The sequence below is a fragment of the Streptomyces sp. NPDC058195 genome (assembly GCF_042883525.1).
In the GTDB taxonomy this organism is placed as follows: Bacteria; Actinomycetota; Actinomycetes; order Streptomycetales; family Streptomycetaceae; genus Streptomyces.
This window is the reverse complement of sequence record NZ_JBHVVM010000013.1, coordinates 40465-65460: the sequence shown is the minus strand read 5'-3', so window position 1 is coordinate 65460 and position 24996 is coordinate 40465. Positions and strand designations below refer to the sequence as shown.

The 24996-nt window shown below is 72.7% G+C and carries 20 protein-coding genes; 9 read left to right on the top strand and 11 right to left on the bottom strand.

The window, feature by feature from the left end; all coding sequences use genetic code 11:
* Positions 1–10: 10 nt before the first annotated feature.
* The 8 genes from ACFVWY_RS18035 to ACFVWY_RS18000 all read left to right on the top strand — a co-directional run bounded on the left by ACFVWY_RS18035 (position 11) and on the right by ACFVWY_RS18000 (position 10492).
* Entirely contained in the window at positions 11–1564 is a 1554-nt protein-coding gene (locus tag ACFVWY_RS18035; protein WP_389873051.1) for a peptidoglycan-binding protein, read from the top strand.
* Positions 1565–1924: 360 nt separating this feature from the next.
* On the top strand, positions 1925–3355 hold the full coding sequence (locus tag ACFVWY_RS18030) for an MFS transporter (RefSeq protein ID WP_389873048.1): 1431 nt from the start codon (positions 1925–1927) through the stop codon (positions 3353–3355).
* A 75-nt stretch (positions 3356–3430) separates the two neighbouring features.
* Complete coding sequence (locus ACFVWY_RS18025; protein ID WP_389873045.1) at positions 3431–5002, top strand: FGGY family carbohydrate kinase; 1572 nt, start codon at positions 3431–3433, stop codon at positions 5000–5002.
* An 84-nt stretch (positions 5003–5086) separates the two neighbouring features.
* Positions 5087–6760, top strand: a complete 1674-nt coding sequence (locus ACFVWY_RS18020) for an FAD-dependent oxidoreductase (protein WP_389873043.1) — start codon at positions 5087–5089, stop codon at positions 6758–6760.
* Positions 6757–8310, top strand: a complete 1554-nt coding sequence (locus tag ACFVWY_RS18015; protein WP_389873040.1) for an FAD-binding oxidoreductase — start codon at positions 6757–6759, stop codon at positions 8308–8310. The genes ACFVWY_RS18020 and ACFVWY_RS18015 overlap by 4 nt, the downstream gene beginning before the upstream one ends.
* Before the next feature lie 80 nt (positions 8311–8390).
* Positions 8391–9050 (top strand): glycerol-3-phosphate responsive antiterminator, encoded by a 660-nt coding sequence (locus ACFVWY_RS18010; RefSeq protein WP_389873038.1) that lies wholly within the window; start codon positions 8391–8393, stop codon positions 9048–9050.
* Positions 9051–9053: 3 nt separating this feature from the next.
* The gene (locus tag ACFVWY_RS18005) at positions 9054–9356 is read left to right on the top strand and encodes a putative quinol monooxygenase (protein WP_389873037.1); all 303 of its coding nucleotides are present in this window, start codon (positions 9054–9056) and stop codon (positions 9354–9356) included.
* Positions 9353–10492: a zinc-binding dehydrogenase gene (locus ACFVWY_RS18000; RefSeq protein ID WP_389873035.1), complete on the top strand. Its 1140-nt coding sequence runs from the start codon at positions 9353–9355 to the stop codon at positions 10490–10492. The genes ACFVWY_RS18005 and ACFVWY_RS18000 overlap by 4 nt, the downstream gene beginning before the upstream one ends.
* On the opposite strand, the gene ACFVWY_RS17995 is transcribed toward ACFVWY_RS18000, so the two are convergent.
* Both ACFVWY_RS17995 and ACFVWY_RS17990 read right to left on the bottom strand, forming a co-directional pair.
* The gene (locus ACFVWY_RS17995) at positions 10456–10956 is read right to left on the bottom strand and encodes a nuclear transport factor 2 family protein (RefSeq protein ID WP_389873032.1); all 501 of its coding nucleotides are present in this window, start codon (positions 10954–10956) and stop codon (positions 10456–10458) included. The genes ACFVWY_RS18000 and ACFVWY_RS17995 overlap by 37 nt on opposite strands.
* 615 nt (positions 10957–11571) lie before the next feature.
* Positions 11572–12087 carry a DinB family protein gene (locus ACFVWY_RS17990; protein WP_389873030.1) on the bottom strand — a complete coding sequence of 172 codons (516 nt, stop codon included), beginning with the start codon at positions 12085–12087 and terminating at the stop codon, positions 11572–11574.
* Between the two features lie 299 nt (positions 12088–12386).
* Here ACFVWY_RS17990 and ACFVWY_RS17985 point away from each other — a divergent pair, with 299 nt between their 5' ends.
* A complete protein-coding gene (locus tag ACFVWY_RS17985; protein WP_389873028.1) occupies positions 12387–13655 on the top strand; it encodes an MFS transporter in 1269 nt (422 codons plus the stop codon).
* On the opposite strand, the gene ACFVWY_RS17980 is transcribed toward ACFVWY_RS17985, so the two are convergent.
* The 9 genes from ACFVWY_RS17980 to ACFVWY_RS17940 all read right to left on the bottom strand — a co-directional run bounded on the left by ACFVWY_RS17980 (position 13642) and on the right by ACFVWY_RS17940 (position 24935).
* A complete protein-coding gene (locus tag ACFVWY_RS17980; protein ID WP_389873026.1) occupies positions 13642–14379 on the bottom strand; it encodes an urease accessory protein UreD in 738 nt (245 codons plus the stop codon). The genes ACFVWY_RS17985 and ACFVWY_RS17980 overlap by 14 nt on opposite strands.
* Entirely contained in the window at positions 14376–15149 is a 774-nt protein-coding gene (gene ureG, locus ACFVWY_RS17975; protein ID WP_389873023.1) for an urease accessory protein UreG, read from the bottom strand. The genes ACFVWY_RS17980 and ureG overlap by 4 nt, the downstream gene beginning before the upstream one ends.
* Complete coding sequence (locus tag ACFVWY_RS17970) at positions 15142–15807, bottom strand: urease accessory protein UreF (RefSeq protein WP_389873021.1); 666 nt, start codon at positions 15805–15807, stop codon at positions 15142–15144. The genes ureG and ACFVWY_RS17970 overlap by 8 nt, the downstream gene beginning before the upstream one ends.
* Positions 15807–17510, bottom strand: coding sequence for an urease subunit alpha (locus tag ACFVWY_RS17965; protein ID WP_389873018.1), 1704 nt, complete (start codon positions 17508–17510; stop codon positions 15807–15809). The genes ACFVWY_RS17970 and ACFVWY_RS17965 overlap by 1 nt, the downstream gene beginning before the upstream one ends.
* A gap of 1 nt (position 17511) precedes the next feature.
* Positions 17512–17832, bottom strand: coding sequence for an urease subunit beta (ureB, locus tag ACFVWY_RS17960; protein WP_389873015.1), 321 nt, complete (start codon positions 17830–17832; stop codon positions 17512–17514).
* The gene (locus tag ACFVWY_RS17955) at positions 17829–18131 is read right to left on the bottom strand and encodes an urease subunit gamma (RefSeq protein ID WP_389873013.1); all 303 of its coding nucleotides are present in this window, start codon (positions 18129–18131) and stop codon (positions 17829–17831) included. Before ACFVWY_RS17955 ends, ureB begins: the two co-directional genes overlap by 4 nt.
* A 277-nt stretch (positions 18132–18408) precedes the next feature.
* Complete coding sequence (locus ACFVWY_RS17950; protein ID WP_389873010.1) at positions 18409–22164, bottom strand: S8 family serine peptidase; 3756 nt, start codon at positions 22162–22164, stop codon at positions 18409–18411.
* A gap of 123 nt (positions 22165–22287) precedes the next feature.
* Positions 22288–23436 carry an XdhC family protein gene (locus tag ACFVWY_RS17945; protein WP_389873008.1) on the bottom strand — a complete coding sequence of 383 codons (1149 nt, stop codon included), beginning with the start codon at positions 23434–23436 and terminating at the stop codon, positions 22288–22290.
* Between the two features lie 53 nt (positions 23437–23489).
* Positions 23490–24935 (bottom strand): NCS2 family permease, encoded by a 1446-nt coding sequence (locus ACFVWY_RS17940; protein ID WP_389873006.1) that lies wholly within the window; start codon positions 24933–24935, stop codon positions 23490–23492.
* Positions 24936–24996 lie beyond the last annotated feature (61 nt).

The following is a 24996-nucleotide window of genomic DNA, read 5'->3' as shown; positions in this document are numbered from 1 at the left end:
AGGAGCAGGTATGCCCAGCCGCGCCGCAGCCCACACAAGGGGCCGCGCCACCGTCCTGGCGGCCCTCACCGCCACCGTCCTCACCGTGACCGGCACACCGGCCCTCGCCGCCCCGGGCGACGGCCGTCCCATGGACCGGGCATTCGCGCGGGCCGCGGCGGAGTTCGACGTACCGCGCGACCTGCTCGCCGCCGTCGGCTACGGGGAGACCCGGCTCGACGGCCACTCCGGGCGCCCCAGCCAGGCCAACGGCTACGGCGTGATGCACCTGGTGAGCAACCCCGCCCACCGGACGCTGGAGCGGGCCGCGGCCCTGACCGGCACACCGCTCGAACGGCTCCGCACCGACACCGGGGCCAACATCCTGGGCGGCGCCGCCGTGCTGCGCGCCTACGCGGACAAGCTGGGCCTGGACGCCCGGGACCGCGACGACATCAACGCCTGGTACCCGGTGGTCGCAGCGTACGGCGGCGCCCAGGGGCCCACCGCCGCCCTGTACGCCGACACCGTGTACACCTTCCTGGCCGACGGGATCGGGGCGGACGTCCCCGGCGGCGAGCACATCACGGTGACGAGCCGTCCGGTCGCTCCGGACAAGGGCACGCTCGCCGCCGCCGAGGTGGGCACGCGGAGCACGGACTACCCGTCGGCGCTGTGGGCGGCGGCCCACTCGAACAACTACACCCAGGGCCGCTCGGCGCAGATCGACAAGGTCGTCATCCACGTCACGCAGGGCTCGTACGCGGGATCGATCAGCTGGTTCCAGAACCCGGCCTCGGAGGTGAGCGCCCACTACGTGGTGCGGTCCTCCGACGGGCAGATCACCCAGACGGTGCGCGACAGCGACACCGCCTACCACGCGCGCAGCGCCAACTCCTCCTCGCTCGGCATCGAGCACGAGGGCTTCGTCGACGACCCGTCGTGGTTCACCGACAGCATGTACCGCGCCTCCGCGGCACTGACCGCGTACCTCTGCGACCGCTACAACATCCCCAAGGACCGGGCGCACGTCATCGGGCACAGCGAGGCCCCGGGCAACGACCACAGCGACCCGGGGCCCTACTGGGACTGGAACCGCTACATGCAGCTGGTCGGCGGAAGCACCGGCGGCGGCGAGGGTTCCGACGGGCTGAGCTTCACCTCGTACGCCACCCAGCGGAGCGGCTCGGCCGGGGCCCAGGTCACGGCCCTCCAGCGGCTGCTCAGCGAGCAGGGGTACCCGGTCGGCACGGTGGACGGCAGCTTCGGCCCGGCCACCAAGGCCGCGGTGACCGCGTACCAGGCCGCGCGCGGGCTGGACGCGGACGGTGTCGTCGGGGCCCGGACCTGGACCGCCCTGCTGTCGGCCGGGCCGACGCCCGGCCTCCAGCAGGGCGGCACGGGCGACGCGGTGAAACGGCTTCAGCGCGCGCTGACCGCGGCGCTCGGCTCGACGGTCGGCGTCGACGGCAGCTTCGGCCCGGCGACGACGACCGCGGTGCGCGGCTACCAGACGAACCGGGGGCTGACGGCCGACGGCATCGTGGGACCGGCCACCTGGGCGGCGCTGCAGTCCGGCCGCTGACCTCCGTGCGCGGGCGGGGCGGGGCGGGGCGGGGCGGGGGAAGCGTGTCAGCCATGAGACCGCAGAACAGGTGACCTCCGTCCGCGCGGGCGGGGCGGGGTGCGACCGCCCCGCCCCCTGTTCACGGCCCCCGCCCGCCGGGGGCCGTGTCACGTTCCGGAAACCTTCCGGAAACCCTTGACGTTTCTCCTGACTCGTTCTTAACCTCACTGCGTAGTTCGCATTCCTTGCAGTTCACGTGCTGCGGCGCTTTCCGCAGTGTTTTGACAGGCACAGACACAGACCACCTGTCGGTGGTTTCGTCATGCCTGTTTTTTGTGCTCCCCGTGCCGCCGATGGGTCTTCCCCGAAGGCGGATTCATGGCACAACGTCCGAGCGTCTCAGGCGTCGGCGACGTCGTTGCGCTCATCGATGGGCTGGGCAAGATCACCGGCCGGGCGCAGGTCATCTGGTTCCTCGTGTTCGGCGGGCTCTTCCTCGACGCCTATTCGAACGCGGCGCTGAGCGCCGGTCTGGGGCCGATGACGACCCAGATGGAGCTGAGCAGTACGCAGGTCTCGATCCTCACGGCCACCGCTCCGGCCCTGGCGATCATCTTCAACCCGTTCGGCGGCTGGCTCGCCACCCGGGTCGGCCGCGTCCCCCCGCTGCTCCTGGCCAAGGTGTTCGCCATCGCGGGCGCCCTGCTGGCCGCCTTCGCCGGTGACTTCACCGTCGTCTGGTTCGGCCGGGTCCTGGTGGGTGTCGCGTACGGCATCGACTTCGCGGTCGCCATGGCGCTGCTCGCCGAGTACACGCCCGCGAAGCTGGGCGGGCGGCTGAACCTGTGGCAGGCCGTCTGGTACGTCGCCACCACCAGCAACCTCGCGCTCGCCCTGCTCTTCTTCAACCTGGACGTCGGCGCGGACATCTGGCGCTGGTCGGTCGGCTCGGCCGCGGTGGTCGCCGTCGCGCTGCTGCTGGGCCAGTGGCTGATGCTCAAGGAGAGCCCCACCTGGCTGGCGAGCAAGGGCCGGCTCACCGAGGCCGTCGCCAACCTGGACCGGATCTACGGGATCAAGGCCGTCGCCGGTGAACCGGACGGGGCCGCCCGCGCCGCCACCGAGGCGCCCGCCATCGGGTTCCGGCAGGCCGGGGTGCTCTTCAAGGGCGCGTACCTGCCGCGTACGGTCCTCTCCTCGGTCATCTCGCTCGGGCAGTCGATGCAGTACTTCGCGGTCGGCTGGTACCTCCCGCTGATCAGCCTGACGATCTTCGGCGAGAGCTTCGAGAAGGCGACGATCGGCTCGATGGTCTTCAACGCCTTCGGTATCGCGGGCGGGCTGCTCTCCGCCTACTTCGGCCGCCGCCTCGGGCTGCGGCTCAGCTCCGCGGCCGGTTTCGCCGGGGTGTTCGTGGCGCTGCTCGCGATGGGGCTGACCTTCGAGAAGGTGCCCACGGCCGTGGCCTTCCTGCTGCCGGTGCTGTTCATCCTCTGCCACTCCGCGGGGCCCGGCGCCAACGGCAAGTCCATCGCCGCGCTCTCGTACAGCAGCGACGTCCGCGCGCTCGGCACCGGGGTCACCGGGATGGTCGGCAGTTTCGGCAGCGTCGTCGGGCTGTACGTCTTCCCGCAGATCAAGGACTCGCTGGGGCTCGCCGACACCTTCCTGGTGCTCTCCGTCGTCCCGCTGCTCGGGCTGATCACCTGCCTGGCTATCAAGTGGGATCCGACGAAGGCCGTCTCCCCCGACGAGGCCGCCGCGCGGGCGGGATCGCCCGAGCCCACGGCACCGGCCGCCGCGCGCTGACCGGCCGCCGGGCCCGCCGCACCACACGATGGTGCCCTCCCCTCCTCCCGTCCCCCTCCTCCTGAAAGGGCCGCAATGACGCAGACGCTTCCCGGCGCCGCCGCTCGGCTCGGTGTGCTGTCCATCGACGAGGGCACCACGGGCACCCGGGCCGGAGTCGTCCTGGACTCCGGCGCCGCCCACGAGGTGTTCTACCGGTCGATCAAGGTCAGTCATCCGGACGACCTCTCGGTCGAGCAGGACCCGATGGAGATCTGGTCCGCCACGCTTGAGGTGGCGCGCCGGGCCGTGGGCCGGGCCCGCGAGGAGGGCATCGGGATCACCGCGGTCGCCCTGTCCACCCAGCGGGCCACGGCGATGCTCTGGGACCGGGTGACCGGGCGGCCGCTGCTGCCCGCGGTGGTGTGGCAGGACCGGCGGTACGCGGCCGAGCTGACCGCGTACGAGGCGGAGTGGGACGCCGCTCTGCTGGCCCGGCAGGGCAGGCCGGTCGGCGCCCGTTCCCCGTTCCTCTGGGCGGCCCGGCAGATCGCCTCGCACCCGGAGGTGTCCGCCGCGTACCGCGAGGGCCGGCTGCTCTTCGGCACGGTGGACACCTGGCTGGTCTGGCGGCTCACCGGCGGCGCCGTGCACGCCACGACGCCGACCAACGCCGCCTCCACCGGTGGCTACCTGCTGGCGGCGCACGCCTGGGACGAGGAGTGGATCGGCCGCCTCGGCTTCCCGCTGGAGCTGCTGCCACAGCTGTGCTCCGACGACGCGGGCTTCGGCACGACCGACCCGGCCGCCCTCGGCATCGCCGTACCGCTGGCCGCCTCCATGGGCGATCAGCACGCCGCGCTCGTCGCGCTCGGCGGACTCGCCGCCGGGCAGGGCATGTGCGTCTACGGGACCGGTGCCTTCGTCGACGCGGCGACCGGCACCGTCCCCGCCCTGCCCCGGCCGGACATCTCCGGGGTGCTCGCCCAGCCCGGCCGGCGGCAGGGCTCCACCAGCCACTACAGCCTGGAGGCGTACACCTCCACGGCGGGTTCGGCACTGCGCTGGCTCTGCGACGACCTGGGCCTGTTCGCGTCGCCGAAGGAGCTCGGTGAGGAGGCGGGCCGGGTCCCCACCCGGCCAGGCCGCACCCCGCGTTTCGTCCCGGCGCTCGCCGGGGTCCGTACGCCGGTCTGGCACCCGGAGGCCACCGCCGCCCTCACCGGGCTCACCCTCGCCACCACCCGCGCCGACCTGGCGCGCGCCGTGCTCGACGGGATCGCCCACTCGGTGTGCGACCTGATCGACGGGGTCGCCGCCACCATGGGCACCCCGTTCACCCGGCTCCGGGTGGGCGGCGGGGTCTCCGGCAGCGATCCGCTGATGCGCATCCAGGCCGACCTGACCGGGCTGCCGCTGGAGCGGGTCTCCGACTCCGCCACCGCCAGCCTGCGCGGCACCGCCTATCTCGCCGGGGTCGCCCAGGGCCTGTGGTCCTCGCTGGAGGAAGTCGTCGAGGCCCAGCCGGTCGGCCGGGTCTTCGAGCCCTCCGCCACCGCGGCCGAACGCGCCGAGCAGCGCTCCGCCTGGCGCGAGGTGCTGACCGCTCACCTCGGCGGGCCCGCCCCGCTCCCCCCGAAAGCCCCCGAACCTCACACCCCCCACTGACGTCGCGCCGACGGCACGCACGTCGCACCGGCGGCCCGCACGCGATGACACGGCCGCCGTACCGGAACACCAGGAGTTGATGTTGTGATCACCATGCCCGCCCGGAAGCCGGGGCGCAGCGCCTCGGCGACCCGCCGCACGCCCCTGCTGCTCGACCGGGCAGCCATCAAGCGGCGGCTGGCCGACGACACGTACGACGTGCTCGTCATCGGCGGCGGCGTCACCGGGGCGTACGCCGTGCTGGACGCGGTCTCCCGGGGGCTGCGCGCGGCGCTGGTCGAGAAGGACGACTTCGCCTCGGGCACCTCCTCCAAGTCCTCGAAGATGGTGCACGGCGGTCTGCGCTACATCGAGCAGGGCAACGTCAACCTGGTCCGCCACTCGCTGCTGGAGCGGCACCGCTTCCGCAAGAACGCCCCGCACCTGGTGCACCGGCTGCCGTTCCTCTTCCCGATCCTGGAGAAGGAGGGGATCTTCGACGCCCGCCTCGCCAAGGGCTTCGAGGGCCTGCTGTGGACGTACGACCTGGTCGGCGGCTGGCGGATCGGCAAGCTGCACCAGCGGCTGACCGTGCCCGAGGTGCTGGCGCAGGCGCCGACGCTGCGCGCGGAGAACCTGAAGGGCGGGCTGATGTACTTCGACGCCCGCACCGACGACGCCCGGCTGGTGCTGACCATCGTGCGGACCGCCGCCGCCCTCGGTGCGACGGTCCTCAACGGGGCGAAGGCCGAGGGTCTGCTGACCCAGGCGGGCCGGGTGTCCGGCGCACGGGTCTCGGCGGACGGCGACCGCTTCGACATCCGTGCCCGCGCCGTCGTCAACGCCACCGGGGTGTGGACCGACGAACTGGACGCGAAGGCGGACGACGGGCACACGCCGCAGGTCCGCCCCGCCAAGGGCGTGCACATCGTGGTGCCGTGGGACAAGGTGCGGATCAACTGCACGGTCACCGTGCCGATCCCCGGCCGGGCCCGCCGCGCGACCTGCACCCGCTGGGGCAACAGCGTGGTGCTCGGCACCACCGACGAGGACTACCAGGGCTCCCCCGACGACGTGCACTGCACCCGGGAGGAGATGGACTTCCTGCTGGAGGGCGCCAACACCGCCTTCGAGGGGAAGCTCACCCCGGACGACGTGGTCGGCTCCATCGGCGGTCTGCGCCCGCTGGTCGGCGGCAAGGAGGGCGCGACCCTCGACATGCGCCGCGACCACCACATCACCATCGGCCGCACCGGCATGGTGACGGTGACCGGCGGCAAGCTCACCACCAGCCGCCACATGGGCGAGCTCGTCATCGACAAGGTGATGACCGTGCTCGGCCGGAAGGCGAGGAGCCGCACCGCGAACCTCCCGCTGCTGGGCGGCGCCGGCTACGACTCCGAGGCGGTGGCCGCGTCCGGCGGCATCGCCGCGCACCTCGGCGAGCGCTTCGGCACCGAGGCCCGGTTCGTCGGCGACCTCATCCAGGAGGACCCGTCGCTGGCCGAGCCGATCGTCGCCGGGCTCGCGTACACCCGGGCGGAGGTCGTGTACGCGGCCCGCGCCGAACTGGCCCGCTCGGTCGACGACGTCCTCTCCCGCCGGACCCGCTCCCGGTTGTTCGCCCGGGACGCGTCCGTGGACGCCGCCGAGGCCGTCGGCGCGATCCTCGGGCAGGAACTGAACCTCACGGAGGCGCAGGTCGAGCGCTCGGTCGCCGAGTACCTCGCAGCCGTCCGTCACGAAAAGTCCGTACTCCTCGAAGGGGCAGCAGCATGATCAGCCGTCAGACCATCACCCATCCGTTCAACCGGGGCGACTACACCGTCGGTGCGCCCAGCTTCGCCAAGTGGGCGCGGAACACGCCGATCGGCGACGGACAGGCCGCCCTCCAGGTGGACCCGGTCGAGGTCCCCGAGTCCGTGGTGGAGGCGCTGCGCGGGGCCGCGCACGCCGTGCACACCGCCCGCGAGGAGGTCGTCACCCGCACCCGCGACTGGTGGGCCGGTTCGATGATCGGCGAGACCGAGGGCCGCCCGGCGACCCCGGACGCGGTGGTCGTCGAGGCCGCCGACGCCGACCAGGTCGCCGCGGTGCTGCGGATCTGCCACGAGGCGGGCATCCCGGTCACCCCGTCCGCGGGCCGCTCCAACGTCACCGGCGCGGCGCTGCCCGTCTTCGGCGGTGTGGTGCTGGACGTGTGCGGACTGAACCGGATCACCGGCTTCGACGCGGAGTCGAACATCGTGGACGTCCAGGCCGGCATGTTCGGCGACCTCTTCGAGAAGCAGCTCCAGGAGGAGTACGGCGTCACCACCGGCCACTGGCCGTCCGCCTTCGCCGTCTCCACGGTCGGCGGCTGGATCGCCTGCCGGGGCGCCGGTCAGCTCTCCACCCGGTACGGCAAGATCGAGGACATGGTCGTCGGTGTGGACGTCGTGCACGCCGACGGCACCCGTGCCACGTACGGCGACTACGCGCGGGCCGCGGTCGGCCCGGACCTGCGCCAGCTGTTCGTCGGTTCCGAGGGCACCCTCGGCGTCATCGTCTCGGCCCGGCTGCGGGTGCACCCGCTGCCGGAGTACGCCTCCGCCGCCGCGTACGGCTTCACGAGCTTCGCCCAGGGGCTGGAGGCCTGCCGCCGGATCATGCAGCGCGGCGCCACACCGGCCGTTCTGCGGCTGTACGACGCCCTGGAGTCGGGCACCCACTTCGGTCACCCGGAGACCAATCTGCTGCTGATCGCCGACGAGGGCGACCCGGCCCTCGTGGACGCCTCGCTCCGGGTCGCCCGGGAGGTCTGCGAGGAGTACGGCCCCGAGCTGGACAGCCAGGCCGTCTTCGAGCGCTGGCTGGACGAGCGGATGCTGGTCGGCAAGTCCGCCGACGGCTTCAAGCCCGGCCCCGGCTTCGTCGCCGACACCCTGGAGATGGCCGCGTCCTGGACCGACCTGCCGGTGATCTACGACGAGGTGGTCGCCGCGATCCAGGCGGTGGACGGCACCCTCGCCGCCTCGGCCCACCAGTCCCACGCGTACACCGACGGCGCCTGCGTGTACTTCTCGCTGCGCGGCGACGTGGCTCCCGCCGCACGCCGCGACTGGTACCGCTCGGTGTGGGACGCCGCCAACGCCGTACTGATCAGGCACGCGGCGGCGCTCAGCCACCACCACGGCTGCGGGCTGCTGCGCGGCCCCTACCTGGAAGAAGCCCTCGGGGCGGGCTTCGCGACCTTCGTCGCGGTGAAGAAGGCCCTGGACCCGGCCGGCATCCTCAACCCTGGCAAACTGGGCCTTCCCAGCCGATTCGGTACGCCTCCGCTGAACTGACGCAGGGAGTCTGGCCGTCACGGCCCCCGCAGTCACGTTCCCGGCAGTCACGCACCCTTCCCTCCCAGGCAGGTCTTGCCATGACCCCTTCCTCCTCCCGGTCCGGCGCTCCGCTCGATCCCCGGCTCACCGCGGCGTTCGCCGTGGTGCCGGTCGTCGCGTCGGTCGTCGGCACCCAGCCGCTGCGGCAGTTCCTGACCGCCCCGGCCAAGGTGGGCATCCTCGCGTCGTTCGCGGTGGGGCAGCTGCCCCAGGTCGTACCGGCGCTGGGCCGGGCGGGGAAGACCGTGTTCGTGAACGTGGACAGCAGCCCCGGTCTGGCGCAGGACCGGGGCGCGCTGGAGTTCCTCAAGAACATGGGCGCGCACGGTGTGGTCAGCACCCGGCTCTCGCTCATAGAGAAGGGCCGACCGCTGGGCCTGCTGACCATGATGAAGGTGTTCGTCACCGACCGGTCCAATCTGCGCCGCTCCACGGACGCGATCTCGCGCGGGGCGCCGGACCTGGTCGAGATCATGCCCGCCCCGATCATCGCCCGGATGAGCGCGCAGGCACAGCGCGCGATGTCCCCGTCGGTGGCCGCGGGCTTCGTGGAAACCCCCGCGGACGTCGCGCTGGCGCTGGCCCTCGGCTCGGCCGCCGCCGCGACGTCCGACCCGCGCCTCTGGAGTCTGCGCCGGGACCAGCTGCCGCCGGTCCCGCCCGCCGCCCTGAAGAGGCCCGCCGCACCTCAGGAGTAACCCATGACGTATGTGGTCATAGCCCGCTACCGCACCAAGGAGGGCGCGGAGGACACCGTCCTCCCGCTGCTCGACACCATGGCCGCCGCCTCCCGCCGCGAGCCCGGCAACCTGGCCTACCGGGTCCATCAGGGCACCGAGGACCCCCGGGCGGTGGTGCTGTACGAGGAGTACGCCTCCGAGGCCGACTTCACCGCCCACTGCGCCACCGAGCACTTCCGCCAGATCGTGCTCGGCAAGGTCGTCCCGCTGCTGGAGAGCCGGGACGTGCTGCGCTGCGCGCCGCGTGCGGAGGTGGGCGCGTGAGGACCCGGGCGGTGGTGCTGCGCGGTACGTCGACGGCCCGGCCCTACTCCGAGACCCGCCCGGTCGAGGTGGAGGAGCTGGAGCTGGGCGCTCCGCGCGAGGGCGAGGTGCTGGTCCGGATCGCGGCCGCCTCGCTCTGCCACTCGGACCTCTCGGTGGTCAACGGCGACCGGGTCCGACCGCTGCCGATGGCCCTGGGCCACGAGGCGGTGGGGATCGTCGAGGAGACCGGTCCGGGCGTCGGCCGGGTCTCTCCCGGTGACCACGTGGCCCTGGTCTTCGTACCGAGCTGCGGGTTCTGCGGCGACTGCGCGGCGGGCCGCCCGGCGCTGTGCGCGCAGGCCGCGGCGGCGAACGGCGCGGGGGCGCTGCTGCACGGCCCGTCGCTGCTGACCGACGCCTCCGGCGCCCCGGTCCACCACCAGCTGGGCGTCTCCGCGTTCTCCGAACACGCGGTGCTGGCCCAGGAGTCGGTGGTCCCGATCCCGAAGGACATCCCGTTCGCCGTGGCGTCGATGTTCGGCTGCGCGGTGCTCACCGGGGCGGGCGCGGTGATCAACACGGCGGCGCTGCGTCCGGGACAGTCGGCGGTGGTCTACGGGCTGGGCGGCGTGGGGCTCTCCGCGGTGCTGGGCGCGCGGGCGGCGGGGGCGTACCCGATCGTCGCCGTCGACCCGGTCGCCGAGAAGCGCGAGCTGGCCCTGCGGCTGGGCGCGACACATGCCTGCGCGCCCGATGACGCGGTCCGGGAGATCCGTGAACTCACCTCGGGCGGCGCCGAGCTGGCGGTGGAGGCGGTGGGCAGCCCGAAGGTGATGGCCGCGTGCCTGTCGGCGGTGGCACGGGGCGGCCGGGTCGTCTCGGTGGGCCTGCCCGCGCCGGACCGGATGCTGGAGGTCCCGGCCCTGGCCTTCGCGGGCGAGGGCAAGTCCCTGCTCGGTTCGTACATGGGCGACGCGGTGCCGCGCCGGGACATCCCGAGGTTCCTGGACCTGTGGCGGGCCGGGGTGATGCCGGTGGAGCGGATGCACACGGGCACGCTGCCGCTGGCCGACATCAACACGGCGATGGAGGAACTGGCCTCGGGGCGGGCGATCCGTCAGGTCCTGGACACCTCGGGGCTGCTGGGGATGTGAGACCGGTCCGCGCGGTGGGTTCCGGGCGGACAGGTGTCCTGCCCGGCGGCGTGCGGGGTCTCTCCGCCCGGCACACCGTGCGGGACGATCCTGCGGCCGCTGATCCGCCAGCCCCGCTCGCCGCGCACGATCTCGTCCTCGAAGGTCACGGTGCCGCACCCGCCGTCCGCGGCGACGCCGATTCCCTTGGAGCGGGCATGCACCCGGCCGTCCCCGGTCTCGGTGAGGACGATGTTGGTGACGTGGTGGCCGACCGGTCCGTTCTTCGCCCCGGCCCGTGCGCGGACCATGTCCCGGAAGGCGGCCAGCCCGCGCAGCTCCCCGTGCCCGAGTGCCGACGCGTCGTAGACGACGTCCTCGGTGACCAGCTCGTCCAGCCGGTCCAGTTCGCCGTTGTCGACCATGTGCCCGTGCAGAGCGAGCAATTCGGAGATGTCCAGGCGTTCCTCGGCTCCGAGCGTCATCGCCGGTCCTTTCATGAGATCTCGCGACGGTACGACCGTCCTCCGGTTCGTGACGGGTAGCTACGGGTATACGGGGCGGGCTCGCCGCACGGTGCGGTTCGGCACCGGTCGCGGCCTCCCGGCCGTGCGAGTTCATTCCGGTGGAGCAACCGCGCGGCACGCGTGGCGCGCCGCTCGCCGCCCTTCCGCCGCCCTTCCGCCGCCCACGGCGGGCCTGCCTCGGCAGCGCCCGGCCCGCGGGCCCGGAAGGCGGATCCGTGCGGGTCTTCGCGGCGCGGGCGGACACGGTCCGGGTGGGTGACCGGGCGGGCCCGGCCCGTTCCCGGCTGCCGCGGCTCCTGCTTCAGCGGCCCACGGCGGACCTGCCGGAAGCCTCGGAACAGTCTCCGATCCCGGGCGTGGGCATGGGCATGGGCATGGGCATGGGCATGGTGACGACCGTCGAGGGGCCGGAGCCAGGGCCAGGGGCCAGGGCCCGGCCTCTGACCGAGCGGGGTGCCCCTCGCACGGCGGTGTTCCCGATCATCGCGACGTTCGCGCGATGTCACACCGCGGCGATGGCGGACGCATCGTGTCAGCCCGCCCCGGGAGCCCGGACCGGTCCTGACCCCCGGGTCAGTAGTGGCCGGTCCTGCCGTCCAGGATCTCCCTGATGGCGTCCAGGTGGCCCGCGTGCCGTGCGGTCTCCTCGATCATGTGGAACATGATCCAGCGCAGACTGGCGCCCGACGCCTCGAAGTCCGGGTGCTGTCCCACGGCGTCGAGCGAGCCCGCGGCAATGATCCCGTTCGACACCTCGATCTGCCGGTCGTAGTCGCCGAGCAGCTTCGCGAGCGGCACTCCCTCGACCCTCATGTCGGCGTCCTCGGGACCGTCGGACACCGGCCCCACCGCCGGGCGGCCCAGCAGGACGACCTCGAACCAGAGGTGCTCGGCCCAGCGAAGGTGTGACATCACACCCGCCATCGTCATGAGGGGCGAGGACGGCAGGACGGCACGGTGCGCGTCCGCCTCCGACAGGTCTTCGCACTTCCAACGGGCCACCGCCCGCTGGGAGTCGAGCCAGCCGACGAGCTGAGTCCGCTCGTCGGCGTCGAAGGCCGGGCGGGTGCGGGCGGGATAGGACGACATGGCCGCCAAGGCTACCCGGACCATGTCACACGCCACACCGCTCCTCCTCTCCGCTCTCCCTTCTCCTCTTCTCCCGTCGCCCCCTGCCCCGCCCCCTCGGGCGCGGGGGCTGCCGCTCCCCTCCCCGGGAACGGACCCGCCTGCTACCTTGACCGGCATGTTCCTCCTTTGTGCGTAGGACCCCGCCCTGCTCGCACCCCGTCCTTTCCGGGTGCGGCACTTCGGTGTCCCCGCACGCCCGCGGCGCCGTTCGTCGCGCCGCCCTCACGAGGAACGTCCTCATGTCTCCGTCTTCACCCATGTCCTCACCCACGCCCGCGTCCGCACCCTCGTACGCGGCCGTCCTGCGCACTCCGTACGCCTCGCGCACCTTCGGTGCCGCCCTGCTGGGGCGGCTCTCGTACGGGACGGTCTCCCTCTCCCTGATGCTGGCGGTGAACGCGGCCACCGGCTCGTACGCGGTCGCCGGTGCCGTCATGGCCCTGTTCGGCGCGACCAGTGTCTTCCTCTCGCCCGCCCGGGCGGGGCTGATCGACCGGTACGGGCCGCGCCGGGCCCTGCCGTTGATGGCCGGCCTCTACGCGGCCCTGCTCGCCGCCCTGTCCTGCGCCACCTGGCGGGTGGGCGGCTCCCCGTTCTGGCTCGGGGCACTGGCCGCCGCGGCGGGGGCCTGTACCCCGCCGCTGGGGCCGGTGATGCGCACGCTCTGGAGTGACCTGGTCGCCGACCGGGAGCTGCTGCAGCGCGCCTACAGCCTGGACGGGGTCGCCGAGGAACTCCTCTTCGTCAGCGGGCCGTTGCTGGTGGGCGTGGTGGTCGCGGCGGCCTCGCCCGCGGCCGGTGTCGCGATCAGCGCCGCGCTGGTGCTCACCGGCACACTGGCGCTGGTGGCCTCACCGGCGGTGCGCGGCGCACGGACGGCGCGGCAGGACGGTGCGGCGCGGGAGCTGGGCGGACCGGCTGACGGGGCGGCCGGGCGGCGGCTGCTCGGGGTCGTCCCGCTCAGGCACGCGGTGGTGGTGACGGCCGCGGTGGGGCTGTGCCTGGGAGCGCTGGACCTGCTGGTGGTGGCGTTCACCGAGCAGCGCCACCAGGGTGCGGCGGTGTCCTGGGTGCTGGCCGCCCTGTCGGCGGGCAGCGCGGTCGGGGGACTGGCCTACGGGGCGGTGTCGTGGCGGACGCCGAACCGGGTGCGGCTGCCGCTGCTGGCCGCCGGGCTGGGGGCCGCGGTGGCTGTGGCGGGGCTGTCGCCCCAGGTGTACGTGCTGGTGGCGGCAGCCGCGGTGGCCGGTGTGTTCGTCGCCCCCGCCCTGACCACCGCGTACCTGATCGCGGACGAGTCCGTGGACGCGGGCGCCCGCACCCGGGCGGGGGCCTGGGTGAACACCGCGGTGAACGCGGGGTCGTCGATCGGCACCGCGGCGGTGGGCCTGCTGGTGGACCGGCTGTCGCCGGCGCTGTGTTTCGCGCTCGCGGGGGCGCCCGCGCTGCTGTGCGCGGCGGTGGTGGCGCGCGGCGCCCTGGCGCGTACGCCCGTGAAACCGGGCGGCGCGGTCAGCCGGCCGTGACCTGACGCCACTGCTCCCAGACGGCGGCCAGATCCGCCTCGACGGCCGGTGCCACCGTGTCCAGCAGCCGGATCTGCGCCCCCGGCCCCGCCAGTGCCGTCCGGTACGGGTGGGGCCCTCCCCCGGGGTCGGCGCCGAGCGCGGTGACCGAGCCGATCACCCGGTGCGGGCCGAGGACGCCAGGCAGTTCACGCAGGTCCGCGTCGCGCAGGTCCAGGTCCTCGACGAGCAGTTCGCGGCCGTCGTACGTGGCGTGCGTGGTGGCCCTGACGGCGCCGCCGCGCTCACCGGACCGGCCCAGGACCAGAGTGTCGCGCCACAGCATGCGGGCACCGGCGGCCAGCATCACCGTCATCGAGCGCTCGACGCGGGCACCCTGGGAGATCACGAACGGCCGTGCGTCCCAGTGGAGTTCGCCGCCTTCCTCGATCTCGACGCGGGCCTGCCAGCGCGACGTGCCGCCGCGGTGGTCGTAGGCGACCAGTCCGGAGGGTTCGGTCAGCTCCAGCCGGGCGCCGGGGCCGACCCTGATGTCCAGCCGCAGATCGTCACCCGCGAGCAGGCCCGCCCGGATCCCGACCAGCGCGAGGCGCAGCTGGCCGGGGGCGGGGCGCAGGGGCCGGGGTGCGAGGAAGGCGCCTGGCCGCAGTTCGCGGGCGAGGTGGCGGCCCGCGTCGTCGCGTTCCACGGCGACGACGGTGGGCTCGGCGGCCTGTTCGGTCATGAGTGGCCGTGCGTGTGGCCGTGCGTGTGGCCGTGGCCGTCGGCGTCGCCGTGGCTGTGGGGGGCCATCGGGCCCGGGTCGGCGGGGACCAGGGTTCCGTCGCGGTGGCGGGCGAGCACCGACCGTACCCAGTCGGCGAGTTCGGCGACCGAGGCGGCGTCGTGCTTGGAGAGCGCGAGGACGGGCAGTCCGTCGCGTACCGCCGAGGCGTCGGCGACCATCGCGGCCACGTCGACCTCCACATGGGGCGCGAGGTCGGTCTTGTTGATGACCAGGAGGTCGGCTCCGGTGATGCCGGGGCCGCCCTTGCGCGCCACGTCACCGCCGCCCGCGACGTCGATGCAGAACAGCTGGGCGTCGGCGAGGGCCGGGCTGAAGGTGGCGGTGAGGTTGTCGCCACCGCTCTCCACGAGCACCAGGTCGAGCGGCCCGAACTCCTCCTCCAGGTCCTCGACGGCGTCGAGGTTGGCGCTGATGTCGTCCCGGATCGCGGTGTGCGGGCAGGCACCGGTCTCGACGGCCCGGATGCGCTCGGTGGGCAGTACGCCCGCGGATCGCAGGAAGCGGGCGTCCTCGTCGGTGTAGATGTCGTTGGTGACGACGCCCATGGCCAGTTCGCCGGCCAGTTGGCGGCAGAGGGTCGCGAGGATGGAGCTCTTCCCGGTGCCGACCGGGCCCGCGACGCCGAGGCGCAGGGCGCGCGGCCGGTCCTGCGGCCGGTGCGGGTGGGCCGGTTCACCGGTGTGCTGGTCGGTGTGCTGGTCAGGCAAGGAAGAGTCTCCGTTCTCGTCGTGCGTGTTCCAGTGCCCACTGTTCGGTGAGCGGGGGTGTACGGGCGGGCAGTGCGGACGGGGTCCGTACCGCCAGGGACTCAGCCACCGCGGCCGCGGCGTGCGGCTCGGCGTCGAGGATCCAGGCGACGGTGTCCAGCGGGTCGCCGGGCAGCAGTTTGAGCGCCGCGGAGGTGATGGTCTGCAGTTCGTCGTAGACGACGCCGCGGGCCAGTTCCTCCTCGGTGACGCCGAGGACGGCTCCGAGCGCGCCGAGCGCGACTGGCCGCAGCGGACGGGGGTCGAGCGCGGTCAGCGCGGTGACCGCCGGATGGTCCGGGGCGAGCCGTCGCGCGAGGCGGTGCACTCCGCGGCCGAGCGTCGCCGACGCCTCGCGCAGCGGGGCGGCCGGGGTGCGGGCGGCGAGCGCCCGCTGTACGGGTCCGTAGTCGACCGGGTCCTGTCCGGCGGCCCGCAGGGCGAGGACCGCGGCGGCCGCTTCGGTGACGGCGGCGGTGTGCAGCCGGGCCCGCAGCAGGGCCGGGATGCGGTCACGGGTGAGTCCCGCGGCCACGGCCGGTTCGAGTCCCGCGCTGTAGGTGTACGCGCCGACCGGGAGCCGTCCGTCGCCGAGCAGGAGAGGTGCCAGGCCCGCCATCAGAACATGGCGTACCGCTGGGCCAGCGGCAGTTCGGCGGCGGGGGCGGGTTCCACGAGTTCCCCGTCGATCCGGATGGCGAAGGTCTCCGGGTCGACGTCGATGTCCGGGAGCGCGGTGTTGTTCGGCAGGTCCGCCTTGGTGAGGTGGCGGGTGGGGCGTACCGCCACCAGCTCCCGCCGCAGGCCGAGGCGTTCGGCGAGGCCGTCGGCGAGGGCCGCGGGGGCGACGAAGCTGACCGAGAGGTGCGGGGCGGCGTCGGCGGCGGCGGTGGCGCGCAGCAGGACGGGCTGGGTGGTGGGGATCGCGGCGTTGGCGTCGCCGAGCGGGGCGTACACCACCATGCCGCCCTTGAGGACGGCGGCGGGCCGGATGCCGAAGAACGCGGGATCCCACAGCACCAGGTCGGCGAGCTTGCCCGGCTCGACGGAGCCGACGACGTGGTCGATGCCGTGCGCGACGGCCGGGCAGATCGTGTATTTGGCGACGTAGCGGCGGGCGCGTTCGTTGTCGGCGGGCAGTTCGCTGCCGCGGTCCCCGAAGCGCTGCTTCATGCAGTGGGCGACCTGCCAGGTGCGGCAGATCACCTCGCCGATGCGGCCCATGGCCTGGGCGTCGGAGGAGGTGATGGAGAGGGCGCCGATGTCGTGCAGGACGTCCTCGGCGGCGATGGTGGTGGCGCGGATGCGGGACTCGGCGAAGGCGAGGTCCTCGGGGACACGCGGGTTGAGGTGGTGGCAGACCATCAGCATGTCGAGGTGTTCGGCGACGGTGTTGACGGTGTGCGGCAGCGTCGGGTTGGTGGACGCCGGGAGGACATGGGGGTGGGAGGCGACGGTGATGATGTCGGGGGCGTGCCCGCCGCCCGCGCCTTCGGCGTGGAAGACGTGGATGCCGCGTCCGGCGATGGCGTCGAGGGTGCCCTCGACGTAGCCGGCCTCGTTGAGGCTGTCGGCGTGCAGGGCGACCTGGAGGCCGTGTTCCTCGGCCGCCTTGAGTGCGGCGTCGATGGCGGCGGGGGTGGCACCCCAGTCCTCGTGGACCTTGTAACCGCCCGCTCCGGCGAGGGCTGCCTCGCGGAGGGCCTCGGCGCCGACGGTGGAGCCCTTGGCGAAGAGCATGACGTTCAGCGGGACGCGGTCCAGTGAGCGGTGCATCATCGCCAGGTTCCAGGCGCCGGGGGTGACGGTGGTGGCCTTGGAGCCCTCGGTGGCACCGGTGCCGCCTCCGATGACGGTGGTGGTGCCGGTGGCGAGGGCTTCGTGCAGGGCTTCCGGCATGAGGAAGTGGACATGCGTGTCGACGGCTCCGGCGGTGAGGATGCGGCCCTCGCCGGAGACGACGTCGGTGCCGGGGCCGATCACCAGACCGGGGTGGACGCCGTCGCTGATGTCGGGGTTGCCGGAGCGGCCGAGGGCGACGATCCGGCCGTCCCGTACGCCGACGTCGGTCTTGACGATGCCCCAGTGGTCGAGGACGACGACGTTGGTGATGACGAGGTCGAGGGCACCGTCGGCGCGCGAGGCGGTGGACTGGGCCATGGACTCGCGGATGGACTTGCCGCCGCCGAACACCGCTTCGTCGCCGCCGAAGCAGCGGTCCTCCTCGACCTCGATCCAGAGGTCGGTGTCGGCGAGGCGGATCCGGTCGCCGGAGGTGGGTCCGTAGAGCGACGCGTAGGCGTCACGGGTCATTCGTGCCATGTCACATGTCGTCCGTTCGTGCGGGCCGGGTGCCGGGCACGACGATGCCGGGCACCTTCCGGTGGCCTCCGAGTTCGACGAGTGCGACCTCGGCGCCGACTCCGGGCTCGAAGCGGAGTGACGTACCGGAAGGGATATCGAGCCGGAATCCCTCGGTAATGGTCCGGTCGAAGGAAAGCGCGGGGTTCGCGTCGGGAAAATGCAGATGCGAACCTATTTGAATGGGCCGGTCGCCGTCGTTCACCACGGTCACAAGAATCTGCGCGCGGGTGTCATTGATTTTCAGTTCACCGGCGCCGGTCCGGATCTCGCCGGGGATCACGGGATCGGCGAGGTGATCGTGACGAGCTTGCGCCCGTCCGGGAAAGTCGCCTCGACCTGAACATCGTGCAGCATCTCGGGGACACCTTCCAGCACGTCAGCACGGGTGAGGACATTCCGTCCCGCGGCCATCAGATCGCTGACGCGGGCACCCTCACGGGCGCGTTCCATCGCCCAGCAGGAAAGCAGCGCGACTGCTTCGGGGTAATTGAGCAGCACTCCCCGGTCCCGTCGGTCTCGAGCGACCATTCCGGCGACGCTCAACAGCAATTTCTCCGTGTCGGACGGAGTGAGAAACATTGGGAAACCTCCATGCCAGCATTCCCCGGGATTCCCGGAATCGCCTCGGTCACGCTCCTCTTATAAGCCTCCCGGACGCGCCCTGGCAACTCACTCCGTGCCGCGATAAGTCTGTTTCTAGCCTTATCGCCCGCCATATACGGGCAAAGTAGACAAATTTTGTTCATCAAGAAACAGTAAAGAGAGGCGGCCGCGCACCCGGTCAGGGGGGTGCACGGCCGCCTCAAGAGCGCGCCCGGTCAGGTCACTTCGGTCCGGCCCGGCGGGCCCAGCCGGGTCACTTCAGGCCGAAGGCTCGGATGATCTCCTGGTCGACGCCGAGCCCGTCGGCCGCCTCGGCGTGCGCCTTCAGCGAGACGAACGAGCCGGCCTTCGCCGCGGCCTTGAACCGGGCGGTCCAGGAACCGGCCGCGTCCTTGCGCAGCTGCACCGGCTCCCAGTGCTTCCCGTCGTCGTAGCTGACCGACAGCGAGGCCCCGGTGGCCTTCACCGCGCCGTCCAGCCACTCCTGCGTACCGGCGCTCAGGCCCACCTCGGTCCAGCCCCCCGCCTTCACGTCACCGGCCAGGTCGGTGGCGACGCGGTAGTCCAGCTGGAGCATCGGGATGTCGGCCTGGGAGGGGCCGTTCTCGTCCATGGCTCCGGAGACGAAGTTCCACTCGGTGCGGGTACGCGTGGACGTCCTCCACTCGCCCGCGTCCCGGGCGGAGTCGAGCACGAGCCGGTAGGGCAGCTTCTCGGGCGAGAGGTCCCAGGCGAATCCGGCCCGGCCCGCGACCTTCTTGATCAGGGTGTCGCCCTGGTAGAAGGCCGTGCTGGTGGTGTCGTACTCGTCGGTCGGCATGGCGCCCGCGTGACCGGCCCCGGAGTCCGTCCACGGGGTGATGTTGAACTGGATGTCGTTGTAGACGGTCCGGAACGGGCCCCAGTAGCCGGTGCCCAGACGCGGCCGGGCGATCGGGGCGAACCAGTCGGCGGAGTAGGTGCGGCCCGCCGTGTAGTCCAGTCCGGCGCTGCGCATCTCCAGGGCGCCCGCCTCGGTGTCGTCGAAGACCGAGTGGTTCTCGTACCAGAAGGAGGCTCCGGGCAGCGGGGTGACCCACTCCTCGCGGGTGCCGGGGAACTTCTCGTACTCCTCGAAGCCGACGCCGGGGCCGTAGTCGGGGATGTCGTAGCGGTAGCCGCCGCCGAGCCGGTCCTCGCTGCCGTAGAAGGTGTTCTCCACCTTCGCCAGCTCACGGGCGGACGGAGCGTACGCCATCGGGCGGTCCGGGACGGTGCCGTCGTGGCGGTCGACCAGGTCGTACACGTAGCGGGCGAACTTGCGCTGGGTGACCGTCGCCTTCGCGCCGTGGCGGACCGAGCCGATCAGCCGTTCACCGGCCAGCCGCTGGACGGCGGCGACCGGGATCGCGGTCTTGGTGCCGTACGGGGCGTAGGACTCCATCAGGACGCCGTCGCCGTCGTTGACCACGAACAGCGCCCTGGCCCCGGCGGCCACCGCGGCGGCGACCCGGTCGGCGGGGGCGACCGCGTCGCTGCGGCGGACGACGACCGCCTTGCCCCGGGCGTCCAGGCCCCGGTAGTCGGCCGCGGCGCCCCGGCCCGCGAAGACCGTGGCGAGCTTCTGCGTACCGCTCTCCGCTACCGGGGAGCCGCCCTGCACCGCCACCGGGATGTCACGGCCGTCGGCCGACAGGCCGATCAGCTTCTCGCCCTGCCGCCAGCGGGTCAGGAAGGAGAAGCTGCCCTGGGTGACCTTCTCGGTGGGGCTCGCCCACAGCTGGTCGTAGATCATCGGGATCTGGTAGGCGTCACGCTGGACCACACCGTTCGGTGCGGTACGTGCCATGTCATAGCGCAGCTGCCGGGTCTCGGTCTCCTTCGGGGTGCGGACCGAGACCTTGTGGGCCCGGGACGCGTCGAGGGTGACCGTGGTCGGCTTGCCGAGGATGATCTCGGGAGCCGCGAGGAAGGCCAGCGCCTTCGAGTCGGCACGGTCACCGGCGATCTCCGCGGCCGTCCAGGCGGTGTAGTTGCCCGGCGGCAGCCGCAGCGTGGTCTCGCCCGGGACCGCGACGGGCTGGAGCTGATCGTCGCCCAGCGCGCCCAGGACGACGGTGCCGTCCATCGGCTCACCGTCACGGTCGCGGAGCTTCAGCGTGAGGTCGTACAGCTCCTGCTCCTTGTTCAGGGCGAAGCCGGTGTGGGCGACGACGGTGCCCGCCCCGTCCCTGGCGAGGACCTGGCCGGAGAACTGGGTGTCGCTCGCGACCTTCGACGGGTCCAGCGAGAGCACGGCCCCGGCGGTGCCGCCGGCCGGGACGGTGAGCCGCTTGGCCGAGAGGGTGTACGCGTCGGAGCCGGTGTCCGTGGCCAGGTCGAGCGTGACGTCCCGTGCCCCCGTGTTGCGGTAGGTGAGGGTCCGCTCGGCGACCGGGTCGGACGGCGAGTGCGGCCAGCCGTACGAGGCGACCGCGACGGAGCCGGTGGCCTCGATCGTGGTGTCGACCGCCGCCTTCACGTCGAGCCGTCCGGTGCCCTGCTCGTACGGGGTGTAGGCGGGCAGCGGCTTGGACGAGCTCATCAGCGCGTCCTTGATCCGCTGGCCGGACCAGTCGGGGTGACGCTGCTTCAGGATGGCGGCGGCGCCCGCGACGTGCGGGGTCGCCATCGACGTACCGGACATCGACCGGTACATGCCCTCGGTGCCGGGGACCGACTGCGAGGCGGCGGCGCTGATGTCCACGCCGGGTGCCGAGAGGTCCGGCTTCAGGCCGTAGGACCTGACCAGCGGGCCCATGGACGAGAAGTCCGCGCGGTTGTCCCGCTTGTCGACGGCGGCGATGGTGAGCGCCTTCTCCGCCGAGCCGGGCGAGCCGATGGTGCCCGCTCCGTACGCGTTGCCCGCGGCGATCACGAACAGCGGGCCGCCGTCGGCGGACAGCGCGTTCACGGCCAGCGACATGGGGTCGGATCCGTCGTCGGGGACGCTGGAGCCCAGGCTCATGGAGACGACGTCGGCGCCCTCGGCCTTCGCCCACTCCATCGCCTCGATGATGCCGGAGTCGGCGCCGCTGCCCTCGTCGCTGAGCACCTTGCCGACGATCAGGTCCGTGCCGGGGGCGACCCCCTTGCTGGCGCCGCCGGAGGCCGCGCCCGATCCCGCGATCGTGGAGGCGACGTGGGTACCGTGGCCGTTCTTGTCGTCCACCTCCTCGCCCGGGACGAAGCTCCGGGACTCCAGGAGGCGGTCCTTGACGTCCGGGTGTGTGGCGTCGATGCCGGTGTCCAGGACAGCGACCTTGGTGCCCTTGCCGTCGTAGCCCTCGGCCCAGGCCTGCGGGGCGTTGACCTGCGGCACGGAGTCCTTCAGTGCCGCCTCCACCCGGCCGTCGAGCCAGAGCTTGGCGATGCCGGCGTCCAGCGAACGGGCCGAGGGCGCGCCGGTGACGCCGTTCCAGAAGGTGCGGGCGGTGTTCTTGCCCGCTTTCAGCGCGGTGCCGTTGATGCTGGGGAGGCTGCGGACCTTCTTCGCGCCGCGCGGGGCGGCGGGCAGGGCGCGGCCCTTGGCCCCCGGATAGGTGGCGATGAGCGGGATGCCGCCGGACCGCTTGTCGTCGTAGCCCATCTTCACCAGCGCGGTGACGTTGAACAGCCTGCGGTCCAGCTTCCCGGCGGCGAGCAGCGCGGTGGCCTCGTCGGGCAGTACGTAGAGGTCGTCACCGGCCTGCTGGACGTGCACCCCGCCGCTCGCGCCGTCGGGGCGGTCCACGGTGACGGTGTCCTGCTTGCCGACGCCATCGGTGTAGTGCACGACATCGCCCGTCAGCAGGGTGATGTCGTAGTCCTTGACGGGGGCGGCGGCCTGGCGTCCGGAGGGGCCGGAGGTGCCCTGAGCGGCGGTGGCGGCGCCCGCCGCGGGGAACAGGGCGCCGCTCACGAGGGCGACCGAGGTCGCTATGAGCAGCGCTCTGCGACCCGCGGGCGCGGATCTCGCCCGGCCGGAGGCGGAGGAGGGAGTCGAAGTCATGGAGCAGATCTAAAGGCCAAAACCCTGGCTACGGTGGGGTAGGGCCCTGGCGTGAAGCCGCCGTGGCGGCAACCCGCCCACCGCGGACGGCTCAGGCCACCACGGACGGGAACCGCGAACGCCTCACGCCACCGCGGGAATCGCTCCGGCGGGCGGGGCTGCCTCGTGGTGGATCGGGGTGTGCGCGCCGGTGAGCGGTACGCCGCTGCCGCCGCGCCGCTCCGCGACGATCTCCGCGACGATCGACAGCGCGGTCTCCTCGGGGGTACGGGCTCCGAGGTCGAGGCCGATCGGCGAGTGCAGCCGGGCCAGTTCGGGCTCGCTGACACCGGCCCGGCGCAGCCGGTCGTTGCGTTCCAGGTGGGTGCGGCGCGAGCCCATGGCACCGACGTACCCGACCGGAAGTCTCAACGCCCTTTGCAGCAGCGGGACATCGAACTTGGCGTCGTGGGTGAGGACGCACAGCACGGTGCGCGCGTCGACCTCGGTCGTCGCGAGGTAGCGGTGCGGCCAGTCGACGACGAGTTCGTCGGCGTCGGGGAAGCGGGCCTTCGTGACAAAAACGGGGCGGGCATCACACAATGTCACGTGGTACCCGAGGAATTTACCTGCCCGGACCAGGGCCGAGGCGAAGTCGATGGCCCCGAAGACGATCATCCGGGGCGGGGGGACGGTCGATTCGACGAGCAGGGTGAGCGGGTGCCCGCAGCGTGAGCCGTCGGCGCCGATGGTGACGGTGCCGGTGCGGCCCGCGTCCAGCAGGGCGCGGGCGTCGGCGGCGGCGGTGCGGTCCAGCTCCGGAGGTCCGCCGAACCCGCCCTCGTACGTGCTGTCGGGGTGGACGAGCAGGGGGCGCCCGAGGAGTTCGGCCGGTCCGTCGGTGATCCTGGCGACCGCCGATGCCGTCCCTCGCGCGGCGGCGGCGAGCGCGGCGGCGAACACCGGCCGCGCGGGGTCGTCCGCGCGGACCGGTGTCACCAGGATGTCGATGACGCCACCGCAGGTCAGGCCCACGGCGAAGGCGTCGTCGTCGCTGTAGCCGAACCGTTCGAGCACGGTGGCGCCGTCCTCCAGCGCCTGCCCGCACAGTTCGTACACCGCGCCCTCCACGCACCCGCCGGAGACCGATCCGATCGCCGTGCCGTCACGGTCGACGGCGAGCGAGGCACCGGGCTGCCGGGGCGCGCTGCCGCCGACCGCCACCACGGTGGCCACGGCGAAGTCGCGTCCCTGCCCGATCCACCGGTCGAGCTCCTCGGCGATGTCCAGCATGGCGTTTCTCCTGACTACGAGTGTGCGGAGGAGCGGGAGGCAACCGCCGGTTCCTACGCGGCGCCGATCCAGCCCTCGATCGGGCTGAGCGCGAAGTACACGACGAACACGGCGGCCAGCACCCACATGAACGCGCCCACCTCGCGGAACCTGCCCTGCGCCGCCTTGATCGCGGCAAAGGCGATCACCCCGGCGCCGACACCGGCGGTGATGGAGTACGTGAACGGCATCAGGGCCACGGTCAGGAAGACCGGTACGGCGACGGAGCGGTCGCTCCAGTCCACGTGCCGGGCGTTCTGCATCATCATCGCGCCGATCACGACCAGCGCGGCGGCGGCGATCGGCCCCGGCACGATCTGGGCGAGCGGCGTGAAGAAGAGCCCGGCGGCGAAGAGCAGTCCGGTGACCACGGACGACAGGCCGGTACGGGCCCCCTCGCCGACTCCGGTCGCCGACTCGATGAACACGGTCTGCCCGGAGGCCCCGGAGACACCGCCGATCGCGCCGCCCGCGCCATCGATGAACAGGGCCTTGGAAAGGCCCGGCATCCGGCCCTTGTCGTCGGCGAGCCCGGCCTCGGTCCCGACGCCGATGATGGTCGCCATCGCGTCGAAGAATCCGGCCAGCACCAGGGTGAAGACGATCATGGCGCCGATCTCGCCCCAGCCGCCGAACTCGACCTGGCCGAAGAGTCCGAAGTCGGGCAGGGAGACCGCGCTGCCCTGGAGTTCGGGCGCGCTGCCGCCCCACGCCTTGGGGCTGATATCGGTGATCGCGTTGACGAGGACGGCGAGGACCGTGCCGACGACGATGCCGATCAGGATCGCGCCGGGCACGTTGCGGGCCTGGAGCATGAAGATGAGCAGCAGGGTGACGCAGAAGAGCAGCACGGGCCAGCCGGTCAGCTGTCCGCCCGTGCCGAGTGTGACGGGGGCGCCCTTGCCGACGAATCCGGCGTTGACCAGGCCGATCAGAGCGATGAACAGGCCGATGCCGATGGTGATGCCGTGCTTCAGGGCCAGCGGGATGGCGTTCATGATGACCTCGCGCAGTCCGGTGACGACCAGCAGCACGATCACCGCCCCGTACATCACGCACATGCCCATGGCCTGCGGCCAGGTCATATGGGGTGCCACCTGGGTGGCGAGCACACCGGAGACGGAGAGTCCGGCGGCCAGGGCGAGGGGCACCTTGCCGATGAAGCCCATCAGCAGGGTGGAGACGGCGGCGGCCAGGGCGGTCGCCGTGATCAGGGCCGCGTGGCTGAGCCGGTGGCCCGCCGCGTCCGGGCCGGACAGCAGAAGCGGGTTGAGCAGGAGGATGTAGCACATCGCCATGAACGTGGCGATGCCGCCGCGTACTTCGCGGGCGACGGTGGAGCCGCGTTCGGAGATGTGGAAGTACCGGTCGAGCCAGGATCTTCCGGCCGGGACGCGTGGGCCTGCGCCCGCGTCCGCGTCCGGTGCACTGGTCCGGGACTCCGCTGAATGCTGGGTCATGTTGCCTGACTCCCAAGGTTCACAGGGACACCCGCGACGCGATGGCGTGACGCGGGATTTG